General features: G+C 70.5%; 20 protein-coding genes. 10 read left to right on the forward strand and 10 right to left on the reverse strand.

The window, feature by feature from the left end; all coding sequences use genetic code 11:
• Nucleotides 1-34 precede the first annotated feature (34 nt).
• From AB0I38_RS08845 to AB0I38_RS08860, 4 genes are all read right to left on the reverse strand, one after another.
• Nucleotides 35-1252, reverse strand: coding sequence for a S8 family serine peptidase (locus AB0I38_RS08845; protein WP_358464276.1), 1218 nt, complete (start codon nucleotides 1250-1252; stop codon nucleotides 35-37).
• Nucleotides 1240-1959: a hypothetical protein gene (locus AB0I38_RS08850; RefSeq protein WP_358464279.1), complete on the reverse strand. Its 720-nt coding sequence runs from the start codon at nucleotides 1957-1959 to the stop codon at nucleotides 1240-1242. Before AB0I38_RS08850 ends, AB0I38_RS08845 begins: the two co-directional genes overlap by 13 nt.
• A gap of 66 nt (nucleotides 1960-2025) precedes the next feature.
• Nucleotides 2026-3207 carry an adenylyltransferase/sulfurtransferase MoeZ gene (gene moeZ, locus AB0I38_RS08855; protein ID WP_358464282.1) on the reverse strand — a complete coding sequence of 394 codons (1182 nt, stop codon included), beginning with the start codon at nucleotides 3205-3207 and terminating at the stop codon, nucleotides 2026-2028.
• Between the two features lie 44 nt (nucleotides 3208-3251).
• Nucleotides 3252-4151: an alpha/beta fold hydrolase gene (locus tag AB0I38_RS08860; protein WP_358464285.1), complete on the reverse strand. Its 900-nt coding sequence runs from the start codon at nucleotides 4149-4151 to the stop codon at nucleotides 3252-3254.
• Nucleotides 4152-4503: 352 nt separating this feature from the next.
• Here AB0I38_RS08860 and AB0I38_RS08865 point away from each other — a divergent pair, with 352 nt between their 5' ends.
• Nucleotides 4504-4932 (forward strand): hypothetical protein, encoded by a 429-nt coding sequence (locus AB0I38_RS08865; protein WP_358464288.1) that lies wholly within the window; start codon nucleotides 4504-4506, stop codon nucleotides 4930-4932.
• Between the two features lie 363 nt (nucleotides 4933-5295).
• Here AB0I38_RS08865 and AB0I38_RS08870 read toward each other — a convergent pair whose 3' ends face one another.
• Nucleotides 5296-6171, reverse strand: coding sequence for a Ku protein (locus AB0I38_RS08870; protein WP_358464291.1), 876 nt, complete (start codon nucleotides 6169-6171; stop codon nucleotides 5296-5298).
• Between the two features lie 62 nt (nucleotides 6172-6233).
• Here AB0I38_RS08870 and ligD (AB0I38_RS08875) point away from each other — a divergent pair, with 62 nt between their 5' ends.
• From ligD (AB0I38_RS08875) to AB0I38_RS08895, 5 genes are all read left to right on the forward strand, one after another.
• Nucleotides 6234-7136 carry a non-homologous end-joining DNA ligase gene (gene ligD / locus AB0I38_RS08875; protein ID WP_358464294.1) on the forward strand — a complete coding sequence of 301 codons (903 nt, stop codon included), beginning with the start codon at nucleotides 6234-6236 and terminating at the stop codon, nucleotides 7134-7136.
• A gap of 19 nt (nucleotides 7137-7155) precedes the next feature.
• Nucleotides 7156-8034, forward strand: coding sequence for a non-homologous end-joining DNA ligase (gene ligD, locus AB0I38_RS08880; RefSeq protein WP_358464297.1), 879 nt, complete (start codon nucleotides 7156-7158; stop codon nucleotides 8032-8034).
• Nucleotides 8035-8069: 35 nt separating this feature from the next.
• Entirely contained in the window at nucleotides 8070-8276 is a 207-nt protein-coding gene (locus AB0I38_RS08885; protein WP_358464300.1) for a hypothetical protein, read from the forward strand.
• 54 nt (nucleotides 8277-8330) lie between these two features.
• Nucleotides 8331-8951, forward strand: a complete 621-nt coding sequence (locus tag AB0I38_RS08890) for a TetR/AcrR family transcriptional regulator (protein ID WP_358464303.1) — start codon at nucleotides 8331-8333, stop codon at nucleotides 8949-8951.
• Between the two features lie 118 nt (nucleotides 8952-9069).
• Nucleotides 9070-9303: a DUF3107 domain-containing protein gene (locus AB0I38_RS08895; protein ID WP_358464306.1), complete on the forward strand. Its 234-nt coding sequence runs from the start codon at nucleotides 9070-9072 to the stop codon at nucleotides 9301-9303.
• Between the two features lie 323 nt (nucleotides 9304-9626).
• Here the strand turns inward: AB0I38_RS08895 and AB0I38_RS08900 are convergent, their stop codons facing one another.
• Nucleotides 9627-10271 (reverse strand): ferritin-like fold-containing protein, encoded by a 645-nt coding sequence (locus AB0I38_RS08900; protein WP_358464308.1) that lies wholly within the window; start codon nucleotides 10269-10271, stop codon nucleotides 9627-9629.
• A 348-nt stretch (nucleotides 10272-10619) separates the two neighbouring features.
• Here AB0I38_RS08900 and AB0I38_RS08905 point away from each other — a divergent pair, with 348 nt between their 5' ends.
• The 3 genes from AB0I38_RS08905 to AB0I38_RS08915 all read left to right on the forward strand — a co-directional run bounded on the left by AB0I38_RS08905 (nucleotide 10620) and on the right by AB0I38_RS08915 (nucleotide 14645).
• Complete coding sequence (locus tag AB0I38_RS08905) at nucleotides 10620-12620, forward strand: DEAD/DEAH box helicase (RefSeq protein ID WP_358464311.1); 2001 nt, start codon at nucleotides 10620-10622, stop codon at nucleotides 12618-12620.
• 209 nt (nucleotides 12621-12829) lie between these two features.
• Nucleotides 12830-13720 carry an alpha/beta fold hydrolase gene (locus tag AB0I38_RS08910; RefSeq protein WP_358464314.1) on the forward strand — a complete coding sequence of 297 codons (891 nt, stop codon included), beginning with the start codon at nucleotides 12830-12832 and terminating at the stop codon, nucleotides 13718-13720.
• Nucleotides 13721-13733: 13 nt separating this feature from the next.
• On the forward strand, nucleotides 13734-14645 hold the full coding sequence (locus AB0I38_RS08915) for an oxygenase MpaB family protein (protein WP_358464317.1): 912 nt from the start codon (nucleotides 13734-13736) through the stop codon (nucleotides 14643-14645).
• A 72-nt stretch (nucleotides 14646-14717) separates the two neighbouring features.
• On the opposite strand, the gene AB0I38_RS08920 is transcribed toward AB0I38_RS08915, so the two are convergent.
• The 3 genes from AB0I38_RS08920 to AB0I38_RS08930 form a co-directional block, all read right to left on the reverse strand.
• Nucleotides 14718-15602, reverse strand: coding sequence for a RecB family exonuclease (locus tag AB0I38_RS08920; protein WP_436838732.1), 885 nt, complete (start codon nucleotides 15600-15602; stop codon nucleotides 14718-14720).
• 27 nt (nucleotides 15603-15629) lie between these two features.
• The gene (locus AB0I38_RS08925) at nucleotides 15630-16340 is read right to left on the reverse strand and encodes an MBL fold metallo-hydrolase (RefSeq protein WP_358464322.1); all 711 of its coding nucleotides are present in this window, start codon (nucleotides 16338-16340) and stop codon (nucleotides 15630-15632) included.
• A gap of 62 nt (nucleotides 16341-16402) precedes the next feature.
• Complete coding sequence (locus tag AB0I38_RS08930) at nucleotides 16403-17056, reverse strand: DUF6758 family protein (RefSeq protein WP_358464324.1); 654 nt, start codon at nucleotides 17054-17056, stop codon at nucleotides 16403-16405.
• A 47-nt stretch (nucleotides 17057-17103) separates the two neighbouring features.
• Between AB0I38_RS08930 and AB0I38_RS08935 the strand changes: the two genes are divergently transcribed.
• Nucleotides 17104-17502 (forward strand): NUDIX hydrolase, encoded by a 399-nt coding sequence (locus AB0I38_RS08935; protein ID WP_358464326.1) that lies wholly within the window; start codon nucleotides 17104-17106, stop codon nucleotides 17500-17502.
• A 17-nt stretch (nucleotides 17503-17519) separates the two neighbouring features.
• On the opposite strand, the gene AB0I38_RS08940 is transcribed toward AB0I38_RS08935, so the two are convergent.
• The gene (locus AB0I38_RS08940) at nucleotides 17520-20171 is read right to left on the reverse strand and encodes a hypothetical protein (RefSeq protein WP_358464329.1); all 2652 of its coding nucleotides are present in this window, start codon (nucleotides 20169-20171) and stop codon (nucleotides 17520-17522) included.
• Nucleotides 20172-20413: the final 242 nt, after the last annotated feature.

Consider the following 20413-nt stretch of genomic DNA (forward strand, 5'->3'; position numbering starts at 1 on the left):
GCTCGTGTCTATTTCGTCCCCCTAGATGCACGGATCATGCGTCTTGAGGACGCTGGGCGCGACGGACGCGCCTGACCAGGACATATATCAACATCAAGGATGCCAGCGCCCCTATGCCGGCCGCCACGGCGATCGTGCCGTAGACCGTGACCCGGCTCTGGTCCCTGACCACCACCCTGATCGGGCCGGCGGATCCGCCGCCGATCGGAGCCGACGGGTCCTGTGCCTGCCTGCCCCGCGCGCTCTCGGTGTGCCCCGCCAGCCGGGCCGCCTCGGTCAGCGCCCTGGCCGCGTTGACCACACCGAACCCGGTGCCCGTGTCATAGCCGCCGGGCGGGCGGTCGGTCGCGCTCGCGGTCATGGCCTGCGCGATGAGCGCAGGCGACATTTCCGGATATTTTGCCTTAATGAGGGCGGCGACGCCGGACACCAGCGCGGTGGCCTGCGAGGTCCCCCTGCCCACCCAGTACTCGTCACCGGGCCCGGCCCCCATGATGTCGACCCCGGGAGCGGACACCAGCACCGACGAGTTCCAGTTGGAGAACGTCGCCCGCCGCAGCCGCCGGTCCGTCGCCCCCACCGACACCACCCCGGGGAAGGCCGCGGGATAGGAGTAGGGTGCCGACCCCGCGCGGCCCGGGCGGCGCGCCCCGTCGTTGCCCGCGGCGGCCACCAGCACCACGCCCTTGGAGATCGCGTAGCGGACCGCGGACCGCTCCTCCTTGGTCGCCAGCTCCTTGGAGATCGACATGTTGATCACGTGGGCGCCCTGGTCGACCGCGTAGCGGATGCCCTTTGCCACCACGTCCTCGAAGCGCTCGGCGGAGTTGAACTCCCGGAACCCCGGCTCCTCGTCCTCCAGGATCACGCGGACCGACAGCAGCCCGGCCTTGGGCGCGACACCGATCACGCCGCGCCTGCCGCCGGGCCCGTGGCCGTGCCCGGCGATCAGCGACGCCATGTACGTGCCGTGCAGGCGGCGCGGCGCCACCCCCGGCGGGTTGGCCCCCTCGGTGAAGTCCTCGCCGACGGTCACCGAACCGTTCAGGTCGCGGTGGTGCGGGTCGACGCCGGAGTCGAGCACGGCCACGAGGACGCCCTCGCCCTTGCTGGTCCGCCAGGCCTCGGGCAGCGCCAGCGTGTCGAGCACCGGCCGCTGTCCCGCTCGCACGTCGTCGGCGAGGGCGGGGTCGCCGCCCAGCAGCACCACCCCGGCCACCGCCAGCGTGGCCGCGCACCTCAGCACTGCCACTCCGCCGCCCCGCAGTCGGGCATCCGCGGCGTGCTCAGGTCGGCCAGGACCCGCTCGGAGATCTCGCTCGCGAAGGCGAAGATGGCCGGCCGCTGCTCCCCCGCCGCCCGCGCGGGCCGCCCGTCGACCTGCCCGGCCGTGGTCAGCACGAGGTAGGGGCCGGCCTGGCGTACGGTGCCGGCCTGGCGTACGGAGGGGGTGAAACGGTCGGAGAGCGTGCCCTTGAAGGCCACCGGGCGCAGGCCGGGCACCGGTTCGCCGCCCTCGGGGAAGGCGGACTTGGCGCGGGCGGCGCTCAGCTCGTCGGGCAGGGCGACGACGCCCACGGTGACGAGCACGCCCCGCAACGCGTCGATGTACGTGGCGCGGAGCACTCCCCTGCAGCCGGCCCGGCGCAGCGCCGCGGCCGCCCTGGAGTCGACCGCACCGGCGCAGGCCGCGAGCGGCGAGATGCCGATCCTGCTGGCCCGCTCGCGCCCGCCCTGCTCGGCGGAGTAGGGCAGCGTGGCCGGGAAGACGCGCCCGGACGCCCAGGTGCGCCACCGCTCGGACACCTCCCGCTCGGCGGCGACGTGGAGCTCGACGCGGGTCGGGCCCCTGGTCAGCTCGGTGCCCGCCGCGCCCGCCGCGACACCGGCGGCCACCGCGCAGACCATGGTCAGCACTGAGGCCACTACCAGAGGCGGCCAGGGGCGAGCGGTGTCCACGGCACCGACCTTAATGCGGGCGACCCGGTGACATCCCTGGAAACCGGGCGCCGGACCATTTCGGACTCAGTAGGACGGCAGGCTCGGGTCGACGGCCTTGACCCAGCTCAGCACGCCACCACCGACGTGGACGGCGTCGGCGAACCCGGCGTTCTTGACGACCGCCAGAGCCTCGGCCGACCGCGCGCCGGACTTGCAGTGGAGCACGATCCGCTTGTTCTGCGGCAGCCTCTCCAGAGCGGAGCCGTTGAGGAACTCGCCCTTGGGGATCAGCGTGGCGCCCGGGATCGAGACGATCTCGTACTCGTTGGGCTCACGGACGTCGACGAGGAAGATGTCCTCGCCGTTGTCCTGCATGGCCTTGAGCTCCAGCGCGGTGATCGTGGAGCCACTGGCGGCCTCGGCGGCCTCATCGGAGATGGCCCCGCAGAACGCCTCGTAGTCGTCGAGCAGCTCGGTGACCGTGGGGTTCTTGCCGCACAGGACGCACTCGGGATCCTTGCGGACCTTGAGGTCGCGGTACTTCATCTCCAGGGCGTCATAGATCATCAGCCGTCCGACCAGCGGCTCGCCGATGCCGGTGAGCAGCTTGATGGCCTCGTTGACCTGGATGGAGCCGATCGACGCGCACAGCACGCCGAGCACGCCGCCCTCGGCGCACGACGGCACCATGCCGGGAGGCGGGGGCTCGGGGTAGAGGCAGCGGTAGCAGGGGCCGTGCTCGGCCCAGAACACGCTCGCCTGGCCGTCGAAACGGTAGATCGAGCCCCAGACGTACGGCTTGCCGAGCAGCACCGCGGCGTCGTTCACCATGTAGCGCGTGGCGAAGTTGTCGGTGCCGTCGACGATGAGGTCGTAGCCGGAGAAGATCTCCATGACGTTCTCGGTGGTCAGCGCCGTGTTGTGGACCACGACGTCGATCAGCGGGTTGATCTCGCGGACCGACGCGGCGGCGCTCTCGGCCTTGGGCCGGCCCACGTCGGACTGCCCGTGGATGACCTGGCGCTGCAGGTTGGACTCATCGACGACGTCGAAGTCGATGACGCCGAGTGTGCCGACGCCCGCGGCCGCCAGGTAGAGCAGCCCGGGTGAGCCGAGACCGCCGGCGCCGACACACAGCACCTTGGCGTTCTTCAGCCGCTTCTGCCCGGCCATCCCGACGTCGGGAATGATCAGGTGCCGCGAGTAGCGGCGCACTTCGTCAACGGTCAGCTCGGCGGCTGGCTCGACCAGCGGTGGCAACGACACTTCTACGCTCCCGTTTCAGGGGGACCTATCTCCCTGTGTGAAACCTAGCTGGCCAGCGGGGCATTCCCCAATCGTGTCTCAGCGATCAGACGGCGTGCCTCGAAGGCCACCACGCCGGGCATCTCCATCATCGCCACGTGCCCGGCTCTCGGCAGCAGAACCAGCCTGACGCGCCGGAACGTACGGCCGGCCTTGGCGGCCATGGCGGGCCGTACCAGCCGGTCGTGCCTGCCGTGGATGATCAGCGTGGGCGCCTGGACCCTGGCCGCGTGGCTCCATAGGTTGTCGGCGCCGCGGCGGAAGTACTCGGCCACGATGCCCCGGGCCGAGCCGAGCATGGCCGCGGCGGCGTAGGGCAGGTCGTCGCGCCGGCGCAGTTCGTCGATCGCCTCGCGCAGGCGTTCCGGATGGACGGCCCGCGCGTTGGCCCAGACCATCGCGAAGCTGGCGTTGATGCGCTGCTCGGCGGGGACCAGGCGGAGCTTGCCGGTGACCCACTCCCCCAGCCACGGCGCCGCGGTGGCGGCCACGCGGAACGGGCCGTACCTCGGCAGCAGGTCGGGAAGCGCGGGCGAGACGAGCGTCAGCGAGCGGACCAGGTCGGGGCGGTCGGCGGCGACCTTGACGGAGACCGCGCCGCCCAGTGAGTTGCCGAACAGGTGGGCGGGGCCGGTGTGCTCCATCAGCTCGATCACGGCCCGGGCGTGGCCCGCGACGCTGTAGTCGCCGTCGGCGGGCGCGGGTGAGTGGCCGGCGCCGGGCAGGTCGATGGCGTGACCGGTCACGACGTCCTTGAGCTCGTCCATCAGGTCGGTCCAGTTGGTGGCGGCTCCCGCCAGGCCGTGCACGAACACGGCCCGTTCCGGCGCGCCCTCGGGGGTCGATCTGACGTGCACCGAGCCCACCGTGCGTCCTGGCCAGTGCGGGATCGGCTCTGTTGCCATCCGTCCTCCTCGATCACCTCACGACAGCCATCTTGGACTATCACACTATCCCATATCGGACAAATCCACATTTATCGGGAATTGTATAGATAGGGCGAGTGCGCAAGTGGTGGATTCACGACGCCCCGACCGCCGCCCTAAAACGGACAAATCATGCCATTTCATTTCATAAAAGGTTAACATTAGCAATGAGAGCGTTAGCCTATCGTAAAACACCCCTACGGCCGTTTGTATTGCTCCTCCGCCGGAAATGAAAACGGTCGGATGGCGCATTAACTGTCATCCACGATATTTTCCGATCAGTCCGGAGAATATCGTGAACGGGGCAACCGATCCTTTAGGGGGGAATTCAATGCCCAAGTTCAAGAGTCTCATCGCGGGACTTGCGGTCGGCACGGCCATGACCGGCGGAGTCATCAGCCTCGGCGCGCTCACCACCGCGTCGAGCGCCGGCGCTGCCGCTGGCACGACCGCCTCCACCGCTACGCCCACCACCAGCTTCACCACTGGCTGCTGGCGTCGGCGCTGCTGGGGCGGCGGCGGCGGCTGGAACCACCGCGGCGGCCACAAGCGCAACAAGGTCAAGGTCAAGGTGCACGTGTTCAACCACAACAACCTTGACACCGACAACGACAACGACAACGACGCTGACGCCCGCGCTCGCAACTTCAACCGCGGCGACAACGACAACGACAACGACAATGACAACGACAACCGGAACGACAACGACAACTACCCGCCCTACTACTACTACGGCACCGCGTCGCCCATCGCGCAGTAGCTGAGGCTCGGGACGCTCACGGTTGGAGCGTCCGGTAGTAGAAGTGTGGACAGGCGACCGGATTCCGGCCCGCCTGAAGTGCCGGCCCGAAGCCGAATGCCTGTGTTCTCCAGAAAAATCGTTCGCTAAGGCAGTGCGATTGGACTGCGCAGGACACAGGCATTCAGAAAATGGCCGCACTGGGCTCCGTCCCGGAAATGCGTTCCAAGAATCACCGGAACGCTCAGGGGAATTCATCGACGGAGCCGTTGTCACAGAAGAATGCGCCTCCGGTGAATTATCGCCGGAGGCGCATTCTGCGTTTCCACCCCGAACGACGAACCGTGCCCCGCCGGGGCACGGTTCGCACGGTCCTTGTGCGTCTCAGGCCGATTTACGAGCCTTGCGCTTGGGCGCGGCCTTCTCGGCGTCCTTCTCTTTCGCCCCCTTGGCCGTCTTTCCGCCCTTGGCGGGCTCGCCCGAGCGCTCCCGCTTGGCCGCCTCGACGCTGGCCCGCAGCGCGGCCATGAGGTCGACGGCCGGACCGCCCTCCTCCTCGGCCTCGGCGGGCGCCATGACCTCCTTGCCCGCCACCTTCGCCTCGATGACCTCCTGCAGCGCCTCGCGGTAGGAGTCGTGGTAGGCGGCCGGGTCGAAGTCGGCCTCCATCGTGGCGATCAACGACTCGGCCATCTTGAGCTCCTGCGGCCGCACCTCGATGTCCTCGTCGAGGAACTCGAAGTCAGGCCGGCGGATCTCGTCCGGCCAGAGCATGGTCTCCAGCACGAACACCCCGTCGCGCACCCGCAGCGTGGCCAGCGACTCGCGCTGGCGCAGCGCCACCTTGACGACCGCGACCTGCCCCGAGCTCTCCAGCGCGTTACGCAGCAGCACGTACGGCTTCGCCCCCTGGGCGTCGGGCTCGAGGTAGTAGGACTTGGCGAAGTAGATCGGGTCGATCTGGTCGGCCGGCGCGAACTGCAGCACGTCGATGCGGCGCGAGGTGCTCAGCGGCAGGCCCTCGAAGTCCTCGTCGGTGAGCACCACGATCTCGCCGGTGGCCAGCTCGTAGCCCTTCGCGATGTCGGAGTAGGGGACCTCTTCGCCGTCCTTGGTGCATACGCGCTTGTAGCGGATCCTGCCGCCGTCCTCACGGTGCACCTGATGGAAGCTGACGTCCTTCTGCTCCGTCGCGGAGAACAGCCTGACCGGGATCGTGACCAGCCCGAAGGAGATCGCACCCTTCCAGATGCTGCGCATGGGCACTCCTCAGCTGTAGCGGGCAGCTCGCCAATGGGCACATACCCGTCATGGGGCAAGCAATGCCATACCCGATCGCACCAATGCTGGCCGTACCTGGGCAACTCCCCACGGATCGGGAAAGGTATGGCCTGGAGGTCAAATGGGATGGCATCCGGGCGATCGTCCATCTCAATGAGGGGCTGCGGGTCACGGGCCGCCACGGGGTGGACTACACGCGCCGTTATCCCGAAATTTCGGGGTTCGGGGTCAAGAACGCCGTCCTCGACGGCGAAGTGGTCGCCCTGGACCGGCGGGGCAGGCCCAGCTTCGAGCGCCTGCAACGGCGGATGCACCTGACGGACCCCGAACCGGCCATGCTGAAGCTGTACCCGATCACCTACCTGCCGTTCGACCTGCTCTACCTGGAGGGCACTCCGCTGTTCGAACTGCCCTACCGCGACCGGCGCAGCCTCCTCGACGAACTGGACATCGGTGCGCCGCCGTACTTTCCTGGAGATTCCGACCTGCTCACGGCCACGCACACGCAGGGGCTGGAAGGCGTGATCGCCAAGCGGCTCGACTCGCCCTACCGGTCGGGCACGCGCTCCCCCTGGTGGGTCAAGGTGAAGAACCTGAGCACCAGAGAGGTGGTGATCGGCGGCTGGAAACCCGGCAAGGGCCGCAGGTCGGGCGGCATCGGATCGCTCATCATGGGGGTGTTCACCGGCGACGGACTGAGGTACGTCGGCCACGTGGGCACCGGCTTCACCGACGCCACGCTCGCCGAGCTGTACGCCACGCTGAGCCGGCTGGAGGTCTCCCGCAGCCCGTTCGCCAACGACGTGCCGTGGCGCAATCGCTGGGTTAGACCTGATCTCGTCGGGGAGGTGGCCTACACGATGTTGACCGACGAACTGAGACTGCGCCATCCCGTGTGGCGCGGGCTCCGCCCCGACAAGCTCCCCGCGGAGGTCGTCCTGTGAAGTGTCCGGAACCCCGCAGATGAACAAGAAGGTCCCGGTCAGAGTCGACGGGCGCGAGCTGGTGCTGAGCAACCTCGACAAGGTGCTCTACCCTGCCGCCGGCTTCGCCAAGGCCGAGGTCATCGACTACTACAGCCGCGTCGCGCCGGTGCTGCTGCCACACCTCGCCGGCCGTCCGCTGACCGTCAAGCGCTACCCCAACGGCGTCGACGGCCCCTCCTTCTTCGAGAAGAACGCCCCCGAGCACACCCCCGGCTGGGTCAGGAGAGTCAGGCTCCCGGCGGTGGGCAGCACCAAGAACCGCGAGACCATCGACTACGCCGTCGTCGACGATCTGCCGACCCTCGTCTACTACGCCAACCTGGCCGCCCTGGAGCTGCATGTGCCGCAGTGGCGGGTCTCCGCCGACGGCGAGGCGCTGCCGCCCGACACGCTGGTGTTCGACCTCGATCCGGGCGCTCCCGCGACCGTCGTGGAGTGCTGCCGCGTCGCCGTCACGCTGCGCGAGGTGCTGCGCGCCGACGGGCTCACCGCCCGGCCGAAGACCAGCGGCAGCAAGGGCATGCAGCTGTACGCCGCGTGGGACGGCCGCGAGGAGGCGTCGGTGTACGCCAAGAGGCTCGCCCAGCTGCTGGAGAAGGAGCATCCCGAGCAGGTGGTCAGCGTGATGACCAAGAAGGCCCGTCCCGGCAAGGTGCTCATCGACTGGAGCCAGAACAACCCGGCCAAGACCACCGTCGCCCCCTACTCACTGCGGGCCCGGCACCACCCCACGGTCTCCACCCCGCTGCTGTGGAAGGAGGTCGAGAGCTGCGAGCACCCCGACGACCTGATCTTCACCGCGCCGGACGTACTCGCCAGAGTGGAAGAACACGGTGATCTTTTCGGCCAGGCGTAGGCTGGTGCCGTCCACACCTTGGAAGGGGACTTCACATGTCGGAGATGGACGTACGCGGGGACGACGGCCCCTTCGACGAGAGTGGGCTGTCCGCCGAGGCGCCGGAGGCCGACGCCGCCGAGCAGCGTCGTGAGGCCGACACGGGCGACGAGCCGCACTGGTCGCTGCCGCTGGAGGCCGACCCCGCCGACGCGGCCGACCAGGAGCGGGTCGTAGAGCTCGACGATGACGACTATCGCTGAGGCCGCACACGTAGGATGTCATCCGGCCCGCCGCCAGACCTCTTGGAGACCCGCGTGACCGCTACCCCGGACGCCAAGCCCCGGGGCACCCGGCTGCCCCGACTCGCCCGCCGACGGCAGTTGCTGAGCGCCGCGCAGGAAGTGTTCGTCGAGAACGGCTACCACGCGGCCGCCATGGACGAGATCGCCGACCGGGCCGGGGTCAGCAAGCCCGTGCTCTACCAGCACTTCCCCGGCAAGCTGGAGCTCTACCTGGCCCTGCTCGACCTGCACGTCGACGACATGGTCAACCGCTGCCGCGAGGCGCTGGCCTCCACCAACGAGAACAAACTGCGGGTCCAGGCGACGTTCAGCGCGTTCTTCGACTTCGTCTCCACCCAGGGTGAGGCCTTCCGCCTGGTCTTCGAGTCAGACCTGCGCAACGTGGCGCCCGTCCGCCAGCGGGTGGAGCGGTCCCTCAGCGAGTGCGCCGAGATGGTCAGCGCGGTGATCCAGGAGGACACCGGCTGCGCCAGCGACGAGGCCCACCTGCTGGGCGTGGGCCTGGTGGGCATGGCCGAGGTGAGCGCCCGCTACTGGGTCACCACCCACGGCTCCATCCCCAAGGACGCGGCCGAGCAGCTCGTGGCCCGGCTCGCCTGGCGCGGCATCAGCGGTTTTCCGCGTACGGCATAACAGCGTTCGCTCGGGGCGATCAACGACCTTTTCCCACCCTCCAGCGACGACCATGGGGTATGTCCGGCCGTCCAGCGGAAGCTCCGTGGCCGCCGCGTCCACAGGCACGAAAGGGAGCATGATGGAAGTCAAGATCGGCGTACGATCCGTGCACCGCGAGCTCGTCGTCGAGACCGATCTCTCGGCCGAGCAGGTCGAAGAGGAGATCCGCAACTCGCTCGCCGTCGATCGTGGCGTGTTCACCCTCACCGACACCAAGGGCAGGCGCGTGCTGGTGCCCGTCGCCTCCCTCGGTTTCATCGAGATCGGCGAGGACGAGTCCAGGCCCGTCGGCTTCGGCGGCACCCTCTAAACCGCGAGCCGATCCAGGCGCCGAGCCCGGCGTCATCCGAGCGGCGGGGAGCGGCCGGGCCGGCCGCTCCCGAGCCCGGTCAGGCGCGCTCGCCGGGCCTTCCGAGAGCGCATCCGGGCGGCCGCCGACGCCTGTGGAGGTCGTGACGCCGTGGCTCACTCGTGGGGCAGCTCTCGCTCCCCCTCCTCAGCGCGGCGCGCGTGGTCCAGTGATTCGGCCCACATCTCGTCAACGAACCGTCATAGCGGCGCGAGGCCCTCATGCCTGGCACGCTACCGCCGTTCACGCTCTCGCGCCGCTCGATGGGCGACTCCACGGGTGGGTCAGATGCCGAGGGCGGCCATCCGCTTGTTGTGCTCCTCGGTCAGCCTGGCGAACATCCGCGAGATCTCCGCCTGGTCGTCGCTCTCGGCCTCGGCCAGCATCCGGGCCAGCTCGGGCCGGGCCGCGGCGACCCGCTGCCCCTGGCTGAGCGCCTCTCCCACGAGCCGCCTGGCCCACAGGGCGAGCCGGCCGGCGGCCACCGGGTCGGCAGCCAGCCCCGCCCGCACCCGTTCGACCGCGAACTCCGAGCGCCCCTCGTCGGCCAGCACCTCGTCGACCAGCTTCGCGATCGGCGGGTCGAGCCGCTTGGCCGCCTCCCGGTAGAAGTCGAACGCGATGCCCTCGCCCACGTACGCCTTGACCAGCGCCTGCAGCCAGTCGGCCGGCGTGGTCTGGGCGTGCCAGGCGTCCAGGGCCTCGACGAACGGCGACATCGCCGCCTCGGGATCGGCCCCGAGCTCGACCAGCCGGTCGTGCAGCAGCCGGAAGTGTCCGTATTCGGCCACGGCCAGCTCGCTCAGCGCGGTCCGGTCGGCCAGTGAGGGGGCCAGCGAAGCCGCATCCTCCGTCATGCGCGCATACGCACTGAGCTCGGCATACGCCAGCACACCGAGCAGATCGACGACTCCAGGAGACTCCTTCATGGAAGGCAGCGTACTTCGCGGAATCTTCGGGAACATCCGATAGCTCGGTCAGCGTTGTGGTATCGAGTACACTGATCTGTGAAAGTGCGACCGCACTGTGTTATTTCGGGGGATTTCCCCGATAACCCCCGCTCCCCGGGCTGCGGTCGCTGATGACGCGCGAGGGCTGGCTCTACCGCGAGGACCCAGGCACGGGGTTTGTTTTTCGCCCGTTGGTCCCGGCAGGCCCGCCTTCATTTGAGACTGAGGCAGGCCACGCTGACGACTTTCCGAGACCTCGGAGTCACACCAGAAATCGCCGATGCCCTCGAGACCGAGGGCATCACCACACCGTTCCCCATCCAGGAGATGGCACTCCCACTCGCCCTGGACGGTCAGGACCTGATCGGCCAAGCCCGCACCGGCACGGGCAAAACCTACGCGTTCGGCATCGCCATGCTCCAAAGCATCGGTAAGCCACGCAAGAACCGCAAGAAGCCACGCGGGCTGGTCGTCGTGCCGACCCGCGAGCTGGCCCACCAAGTGAGCGGAGACCTCGTCACCGCCGCGGGCAAGCTCGGCTCGCGCGTGCTGACCGTCTACGGCGGCCGCGCGTACGAGCCTCAGGTCGAGGCGCTCAAGGCCGGCGTCGACGTGATCGTCGGCACCCCCGGCCGGCTGCTCGACCTGGTCAAGCAGAAGCACCTCGATCTGAGTCAGATCACCTCGCTGGTGCTCGACGAGGCCGACCGCATGCTCGACCTGGGCTTCCTGCCCGACATCGAGCGGATCTTCAAGCTCATCCCCGAGCAGCGACAGACCATGCTGTTCTCGGCCACCATGCCGGGCGAGATCGTCGCGCTGTCGCGCAAATACCTCAACCGCCCCACCCATGTCCGAGCCGAGCACGGCAGCGACAGTGAGGGCGAGACCACCCCGCAGGTGCGCCAGATCGTCTGGCGTGCGCACCGGATGGACAAGATCGAGATCGTCGCCAGGCTGCTCCAGGCCGAGGGACGCGGGCTCACCATGGTCTTCTGTGAGACCAAGCGGGCCTGCGACATGGTCTCCGAGCAGCTCGACATCCGTGGCTTCGCGGTCGCGGCCGTCCACGGCGACCTCGGGCAGGGCCAGCGTGAGCAGGCCCTGCGCGCCTTCCGCAACGGCAAGATCGACGTGCTGGTGGCCACCGACGTGGCGGCCCGCGGCATCGACATCGACGACGTCACCCACGTGGTCAACTACGACTGCCCCGCCGACGACAAGGCCTACGTGCACCGCATCGGCCGCACCGGCCGAGCCGGTCGCACGGGCATCGCGGTCACGTTCGTCGAGTGGGAGGAGCTGACGCGGTGGAAGATGATCAACCAGATGCTCGGGCTCGACTTCGCCGAGCCTGAGGAGACCTACTCCACCTCGCCGCACGTCTATACCGAGCTCAACATCCCCGAAGGCACCAAGGGTGTCCTGCCGCACGCCAGCCGTTCACGGGCGGGCCTGTCGGCGGAGCGCATCGAGGACCTCGGCGAGACCGGCCGGACACGCACGCGCGGCGGCGGCCGTCGTCGCGAGGAACGCGAGGAACGCGAGGAGCGACCCTCCCGCACGCCACGCCAGCGCCGTCGCACCCGCGGCGGAAAGCTAACCGAAGAGGGCACCTCGCCCGTCGAGACGCCGGAGGTCGAGCCCGTGGACAACCACTCGCGCTACGCCGACGAGACGCCCGCGATCATCTCCGCCGACGAGGTGGAGGCGGTGACCGCCGAGCCACGGCGGCGCACCCGCCGGTCCGCCGGTGCGGCGACCGCACCGGTGGCCGACGTCACGCGTGAGCCGGCCACGGACGCGCAGCCTGTCGCAGACGCAAAGCCGGTCGTGGACACACAGCCGGTCGCAGCGGCAAAGCCGGTCGTGGACACACAGCCGGTCGCAGCGGCAAAGCCGGTCGTGGACGCGCAGCCCGTCGCGGACGCGCAGCCGGTCGCCGGCCGCCGGTCCACCCGGCGTCAGCCGGAGGAGCGGCCCGTACGGCAGCGCGAGCAGGTCTCCCAGGACCGGTCCGCACAGCTCGTGGCAGACCGTCCGGCGCCCGAGCGCGAGCCGGTCGCGGATCGCCGGCAGGACCGGGAGCCGGTCGTGAGCCAGGACAAGGGCCACGAGTTCAGCTTCCTGTCCACGCCGCCGCCTCCGGCCCGTCAGGAGCCGGAGCGGATCATCCCGCCCAGCCCGTTCGCGGTGATCTTCCAGTCACCCGATCTGGCGACGGACGACGACGAGATCGCCCCGTCCGCCGCCACCGAGCGTAAGCAGCAGCGCCGCCAGCCTCGTGGCGGCAACGGCGGTGGCCCCGGACGCCGCCGCTCCGGCTGACAGCCTCACCGAGGCAGCGCTAAGGCGGCACTGAGAGGCGCGCACCGCGAGAACGCGGTGCGCGCCTCGTCATGTCAGGGGCGAGTCCCGCGCACGAGGTGGCGGCCCTGATCTCCACCGTGCGCATTCGGCACAACTCCCCAGAAGTCGCACCAGCGTACAGAGTTTGCCGGTGTCGAAGCGCTGACCTCTGGGTATTGTTGCCCCACGTGAGTACGCCGCGATTCCTCAACCTGCCTCCTGGCGTCGAGCCACGGAAGATCGACACGCCCCAGGGCACGTTCGCGGCCCTCGACGCGCTTCCGATGAGCGGGGTGGTGGAGCGCTGGACCGCACTCCTGGTGCCCGGGCTCACCGGCAGCAAGGAAGACTTCCTCGCGATTCTGCAGACGCTGGTCCAGTCCGGCCGCCGGGTCGTCGCGATCGACCTGCGCGGCCAGTACGAAACTCCCGGATCCGACGATCCGGCCGCCTACTCGTGCGCCGCGCTCGGCGCCGACATCGACCTGCTGGCTCAGGAGCTCGGCGACGGCGAGCCTATCCACCTGGTCGGACACTCCTTCGGCGGGCTCGTGGCCCGCGAGGCCGTGATCGACGGCCGCACCAAGTTCGCCTCGTTCACGCTGATGAGCTCCGGCCCGGCCGCGATCGTCGGCCGGCGGGCCCGTCACGCCCGCAGGCTCATGGAGGAGATCCCGGAGAAGGGGCTCGAGTACGTCTGGCACACCCGGTTCGAGCCAGAGGCGCTGGCCGCCGACGTGCCCGACGACATCATCGCGTTCCTGCGCAAGCGCCTGCTGGCCAACTCGCCCGTCGGTCTGGCGAACATGTCCGAGCAGGTGGTGACGATGCGCGACCGGGTCGACGAGCTGCGCCAGATCGGGGTGCCCACGCTCGTGCTCTACGGCGAGCACGACGACGGCTGGCCCGCCGAGTTGCAGTCGGAGATGGCCGCGGCCCTGGGCTCCGACTACATGGTGGTGCCCGGCGCGGCCCATTCGCCGGCCGTGGAGGCCCCCGAGACGACCGCGGCGGCCCTGGTCCGGTTCTGGAACGAGGCCGAGAGGCGCTCTTTGGACAAACGGTCCAATGCCATGTAATCATCTACTTACTATGGCGAGCATCGAAGAGATAGTCGTCCAGTCGCCGCAGAGCGCCACCTGGCAGGTCCACCTCGACCGCTCCATGTGGGTGGGCGGCGTCCGCGGCCTCATGCTGCAGGCACTGCACCCGCTGGCCATGCGCGGTGTCTGGCAGAACTCCAACTTCCAGGACGATCCGTTCGGCCGGCTGCGCCGCACCGCCGACTTCGTGGGCAGGGTGACGTTCGGCAGCCCACAGGAGGCCGACGAGATCGGCAGGCGGGTCCGCGACATCCACCGGCGGCTGCGCGTCACCGACCCCGACACGGGCCGGGTTCACCGCGTGGACGACCCCGAGCTGCTGCTGTGGGTGCACTGCGCGGAGGTCTCGTCCTACCTGGAGGTGGCCAGGCGCGGCGGGCTCGGTCTCACCGAGCGCCAGGCCGACCGCTACCTGCGCGAGCAGCGCGCCAGCGCCACCTACGTCGGCCTGCACCTCGACGACGTGCCCGGCTCGTGCGCGGAGATGGACGCCTACTTCAAGCAGGTACGGCCCAGCCTGCGCGTCACCGAGGAGGCCGCCTCGACCGTGCGGTTCCTGCTCTGGCCACGGCTGCCCCAGGAACTACGGCTGCTGTCACCCGGCAAACCCGCCTACTTCCCGTTCGGCGCGCTCTGCTACTACACGCTGCCGGAGTGGGCCAGACGGATGTACGGCGTGCTGCCCGAGGCGCCTCAGGCGACCGTGACGGCCGGGCTGAAGGCGTTCAGACTCGGCCTCAACTCTCTGCCCGAGCACCTGCACGACCGGGCGTTCATGCCCTCCACCAGGGAGATGCTGCACGCCGCGCGACAGCGCCTGGGCACGGCCGGCTACGACGTGAGCAAGGGGCTCAAGGGCCTGACCGATCCACGCCGCTGGCCGACGGCACTGGCCGCCTGACCGGTCGTCCCGAGCCGGGCGGTAGAGGCCTCCTGAACTGTCGTCCCGAGGCGGTACAGGCCTCCTGACCGGTCACTCCGCGAGGTCGGCGAGGCCCTCCCAGGGGCGGCGTTCGGGCCCCGCGGCCAGCCCCTCGGGGCAGTGGCGGCGAAAGTCGCACCAGGAGCAGATGGGCCCGGGGCTGGGAGCGAAGCGGGCGTCGACCTCGGGCGGCACGGCGGCGGGCCCCGCCTGCGCCCGGCGATCCGCCGGCCCGGCCGAACGCGCGGGCGCGCCCATCGTCTCGCGGTAGTGCTCGTCGGCGACGGCGGCCTCGGTCGCGATCTCCTCGGCGCGCCCTAAGTGGCGGCCGAGTGACTCGTCGGTGTGCCGCCACTCGACGACCTCACCCGTCGGCAGGTGGTGCAGCTCGACCGCGCGGCACGGGGTGCGCATCATCCGGGACGCCGCGATCGCGTAGACGGCCAGCGCGAGCGAGGAGCGCGCGTCGTCCTGGGTGAGCGGCCGCCGGCCGGTCTTGTAGTCGACCACCACCAGCTCGTCGCCCCGCCGGTCGAGCCGGTCGATGCGTCCCGAGACCGCGATGACCTGGGTGCGGGTGGCGACCGTGCGCTCCACGCCCACGGGATCGTCCGATGGATCCAGCGTGGCGACATAGCCGGAGACGAGGTCGCGGGCCCGGCCGAGCCACTGGGAGGACAGCTCGGAGTCCCTGAACCCCTCGGTGATCCACCCGTTGGTGAGCAGGATGGCCGCCGTCAGCGGGGTGCGGCGTTCGTACGGCTCACGCCACCAGGCGGCCAGCGCGTTGTGCACGCTCGCGCCAACGCTGTTGTGGGCCCAGGCCGGCCCCTTCGACGGCTGCGGCCGGTCAAGATAGGTGAACCGGTAGCGGCGGCGGCAGTCGAGCCACGTGTTCAACCGCGACGGTGTGCAGGAGTAGAGCCGCCGCGGCATCCCTTCCAGCGGGAGCTGGTCGTACACCTAGTCGTCGCCCGGCGTGATCCTGATGCCCGCGACCCTGGTGCCGTCGGTGAGCGGCCCCTCGTCCTGGGTCTCGGTGCGGGTGAGCGAGCCTGAGACCCAGCCGTCGAAGTGGGGCTCCAGGTCGCCGACGGTGACCTCCTCGCCGTGCGCGGCCAGCACCCGGGTGTCGGCGGGCAGCGTGAAGAGGCGGCCGCCGATCGAGGTGAGCTGGTCGGGCAGCGCGGGATACTCGCCGCCGATCTTGCCGGGGCCGTCGGCCTGGAGCGACTTGCCGGTGAACACGGCGCTGAGCGCCTCGCAGTAGAGCGAGACTCCGCCAGGCGTGATGCCGGGCGTCTCCATGACGTCGAGCTGCACGTCGGCCACGCCGAAGATGCCGTCGTCCTCCATGTCGATGTCGGGCCAGGTCTCCGACCAGGTCTCCCGCCAGAGCGGCCTGTCCTTGGGGTGCAGAGCGACGATTGCTTCGTCCCTGCTGGCCACCTCGATGGCCGCGCCCACATGGTCGGGCAGGCCGTGTGTGCAGATGACGGCGAGCACCTCTCGCTCGCCGACCTGCTCCAGGATCTTCTCGGCGTCTCGCGCCGGGTCGATGACGATCACCTCGTCGTCGTCGCCCAGGATCCAGGTGTTGTTCTCGACCTTGTATTCGGTGCCGTCGATGTCGACGGTGCCCGCGGTCACCACTCGTTCGATACGCGCTGTCACGCCTCCGAACTCTAGCTCGTCTCCATGACAGCGCGAATCGCCTTGAGGATGAGTCGTACCGGTTAGTCCTCGAGTTTCGGCGAGAACGCGCCGAAGGGCAGGTCGAGGTCGAGCTCGCGCAGGTCCAGCAGATCGAGCTCACTGAGCGCGATGAGGCAGCCGGCCTCCGCGGGCCAGGCGATCGTCCACAGCCAGTTGCCCAGCGCTTCGCCCGTGTAGACGGCCCGGTCGGGCGCGCCCCCGACGCACCACAGCGGGCTGGGGTGGCCCAGCACCCCGATCTTGGCATTCGGCGGGCCCGAGTCGAAACCCTCACCGGGGTCGGGCCCGTCCATCCCCGCGAACGCCGCCCCCAGCCCGACTCCGGGCTCCTCGGCGACGATGAGCAGGTCGGCGGGGCCCCCGCTGATCGACGGCCCGCACAGCGCGACCACGGTGGCGACCGCTCCGGTGCGCTCGTCACCCGCCTCGGCGAACCCGGTCACCAGCCAGCCGGAAGGCAGCGGCCAGGGCAGCCAGATGGGCACCATCGCGCTCTTGCGCATCGCCTCCACTGCCGCCGCGGACGGTGGCCAGGGCGGCTGGTAGGGCACGACATCACCATGCGTGTCACAGCGCCATGCACTCGACCAGATATTCGGCCCATGAAGCGGGCCAAAGCAACGGGGACACGTCGGAGCCGCTCTCACAGCTACCCACGGTGCTTCCTGGAACACGGACCCGTCAAGAGCGTATCTCGTTATCTCGTCGTAATCTTGACCATGTGCGCGTAAATTGTGTCGGCGCCATCGTCGTCGACGGCTCCGGCAGGCTCCTCCTCGTCCGGCGTGGCCACCCACCGGGTGAGGGCCTCTGGTCGGTGCCCGGCGGCCGGGTGGAGCCCCAGGAGACCGACCGGGCCGCCGTGGAGCGCGAGATTCTGGAGGAGACCGGCCTGCGGGTCGCGGTGGGCTCCCTCGCCGGCACGGTCGAACGTCCGGGGCCGGACGGGGTGACGTACGAGATCCGCGACTACCACGCCACCGTGACGGGCGGCGTGCTCGCCGCCGGAGACGACGCCGCGGACGCGCGCTGGTGCACGTCCGACGACCTGGCCCGGCTCCCGCTCACCGGTGGTCTCGTGGGCGACCTGACGGAGTGGGGCGTGCTCCCTCTCCGGTGATCCGGTGACGCCCGCCGTCAGCGGCTGGCGGTCAGGGTGGAGGTCCACAGGATCAGGTGGTCGGCGCTGTAGGTCGTGCTCCGGCCGAGCGCGACGACCTCCGAGCCCGCCACCGTGACCGCCGCCAGCCACTGCATGCCCGGGCCCGCCAGGCGGTCCTTCGTCAGGTCCGAACGGTTCCAGGTGAGGCCGTCCTGCGAGATCCAGGCCGCGCTGTCACCGTTGTCCGGCGAGCCGTGCCAGCCGACCGCGACGAGACCCTGGTCGGCCGCGGCGAGGTCGTACACGGCCGCCGCCCCGTCCGCGGGGAGCCACGCCGTGCGCCAGGTGACCCCGTCGTCGTCCGAGACCGCGGAGAACACCCGCCGCGACCCACGCTCCAGCGCCGACCCGATGGCGACGAGCCGGTCCTGGTAGGACGCCACCTGGCGCAGGCCCGCGCCGGTGGCGTCGGGCGGCGCGACCCGCTTGCGGGCCTTCCAGTTGACGCCGTCCTCCGACACCCACACGACGCCGCTCTCCTGGTCGCCCGCGCCCGCGCCGCCCACCGCGACGTACCCCGAGTTCGTGGCCGCCAGGTCGTGGATCCGGGTGCCGGAACCGCCCTGCGGCAGCTTCCTCGACCGGGTGAACTTCCGCAGGTCGGGGGTGAACCACAGGGCGGCGGCCGGGCCGGAGGAGCCTCTGTCCTCGCCGGCCAGCACGTAACCCTCCGGGCCGGCGGCCACCACGCGGACGCCGAGGTAGGGATGGTCCTTCGGGAGGGCCAGGTCGCCGGACGAGGCCACCCGTTTCCAGGTGCGGCCGTCCGAGGAGGAGACCAGGAGCGGCTCGGTGACGCCGATGCCCGTCTGCGTGCTGCCGGCCGCCAGCCAGCCACGCCGGCCGTACGCGACGTCGTCGAGGGTCTGCTGGCGCGGGCCGCCGAGGCTCATCGAGGTCCAGCTCTGCCAGTTGAGGCTGGTCCAGATGCCCGCGTCGCCCGAGGCGGAGCCGACCGCGACGTACCTGCCGTCGTGGTGCGCCAGCCCGTTGGTCTCCCTGGCCATCCTCGACAGGCCGTCGACGCCCGCCAGCCCCACCCGGGAGGCGTCGCCGCGCGCGGGGGCGGCCATCAGGACGAGTTGGTTGTCCACGTCCGCGGCCGCGCGGTCGCCGCCCGCGAACAGCGTGCCCGACTCCGTGATCGTGAACCCGCGCAGCGTCGCCCCCGACAGGTCGCCGAGGTCGGCGCCCTTGTTCCAGCTGCGGCCGTCGGTGCTGGTCAGCACCGCGTATCTGCCGAGGTTGACCTGGTTGATCGCCGCGATGCCGCCCTGGTGGCTGATCACCGACTCGATGCCGGGGCTCTCGCCGCCGAGCCCGCCGATCGAGCCGCACAGCGACCACTGCGCGCCCGTCGGTGAGCAGTAGACGCGCACCTCGCCGCTGACCGTACGCTGCCGGGTCGGCACGAGCACGAACTGCTTGGCCAGCACGGCCAGCGTCCCGGGCCGCGGGGCCGCTTCGGGCAGTTGGAAGCCGGTCGCCTGCCAGGTGCGGCCGCCGTCGCCCGACCGGACGACGCGCGAGCCGGCGCCCTCGACGGGCTGCGCCACCGCGATCGCCGTGTCGCCCCTGGCGACGACCGCCTTCAGCTCCCGTACGTCCAGTCCGCCCGTCTCGACCCGCTGCCAGGCGCGCCCGTCCGGCGACTGCCACGCCGCCGGGCCGGTCCCGCCGTCATCCAGCGTCGTACGTCCCACCGCCACGAACCCGGACCGGGTCCTGGCGATGTCGGCGACCAGGTCACCGGCGCGGAACGCCGACAGCCCGGCCTGCTCCACGGCCGTCCAGCTCAACCCGTCGGCGCTCGTCCACAGCCCGCGTTCGCCGCCCTGGCCGTCGCCGCCGCTGGCCAGCCAGTGCCCGTCGCCTCCCACCACCCGCTGGACGGTGGGCGTGGTCGCGCCCGTGACCTGGCCCAGCTGCCACGTCTTGCCGCTGTCCGGCGAGAACAGGAACAGCGGGCGCGGCGTCGGGCTCGTCGTGTCACTGCCCACGGCCACCACGGCCTGGCCCACCGAGGTCATGTCGTTGAGCATCTGTACGGAGCCGTCCCCCGCCGACGGGACCGTGAACAGGTCGTCGCCGGACTGGCCGGTGCCCGCCTCCAGCCGCAGCCTGGCCTCGTCGGGAGTGGTCCACTGCCAGACCAGCACGCCTCCGGCGACGACCAGCGCCAGGACCAGCACGATGGCGAACGGCGCCGCGCTGCCCCGCCGCCGGCCCACGGGGCTGGCCCGTCGGACGGCCGCCGGGGCCGGGCCCCTGTGATGCCTGCCGCTGGTCCCGGAGCGGGTCGGGCCTGTGGCGACCAGCAGATCCGGCCGGGTGGGCCGTCCTCCCGGTGGCCGCCCCACCCGCCGCACAGCCTGATCCTCCCCGTCCTGCTCCTCCCCCGCGACGAGCTCGGGCTCGGCCCCGGGCTTGGGCTCGGACTCCGGCTCGGGCTCGGCCTGGGACTCGGGCTCGGGCTCGGGCTGGGACTCGGGCTCCGCCGGAAGTTCCCGAGCCACCGGGACGGGACGGGGGATGCCGTAGGGAGGCGTGCCGGCTTCGCGCCGGTGCGGCGTCTCGGGCTCCTGTCCTGCCTTTTCGGCTTCCGGCTCGAACCAGGATCGCGGCACCACGCCAGGAGGCAGGCTGATGGACTCCGGTCTCGGCCGATCGATGTAGGGCCTGACGGCGTCCGGCTGACCGGCCTCAGACTGATCATCGCTGGAGTGGGCGGCGTCGAGACGGTCAGGCTGGGGGCGATCCGTACTCGATGTTTCCGGTTGGGGGCGGGGTGGGCCGGAGGCGACCAGTTTGTCGGGGCGGTCCACCTGGCGCCGGGGGTGGCTCCGCTGCTCGGTCTCGGGTTCGGCCG

It is taken from the genome of Nonomuraea cavernae, from assembly GCF_040655715.1.
In the GTDB taxonomy this organism is placed as follows: domain Bacteria; phylum Actinomycetota; class Actinomycetes; order Streptosporangiales; family Streptosporangiaceae; genus Nonomuraea; species Nonomuraea cavernae_A.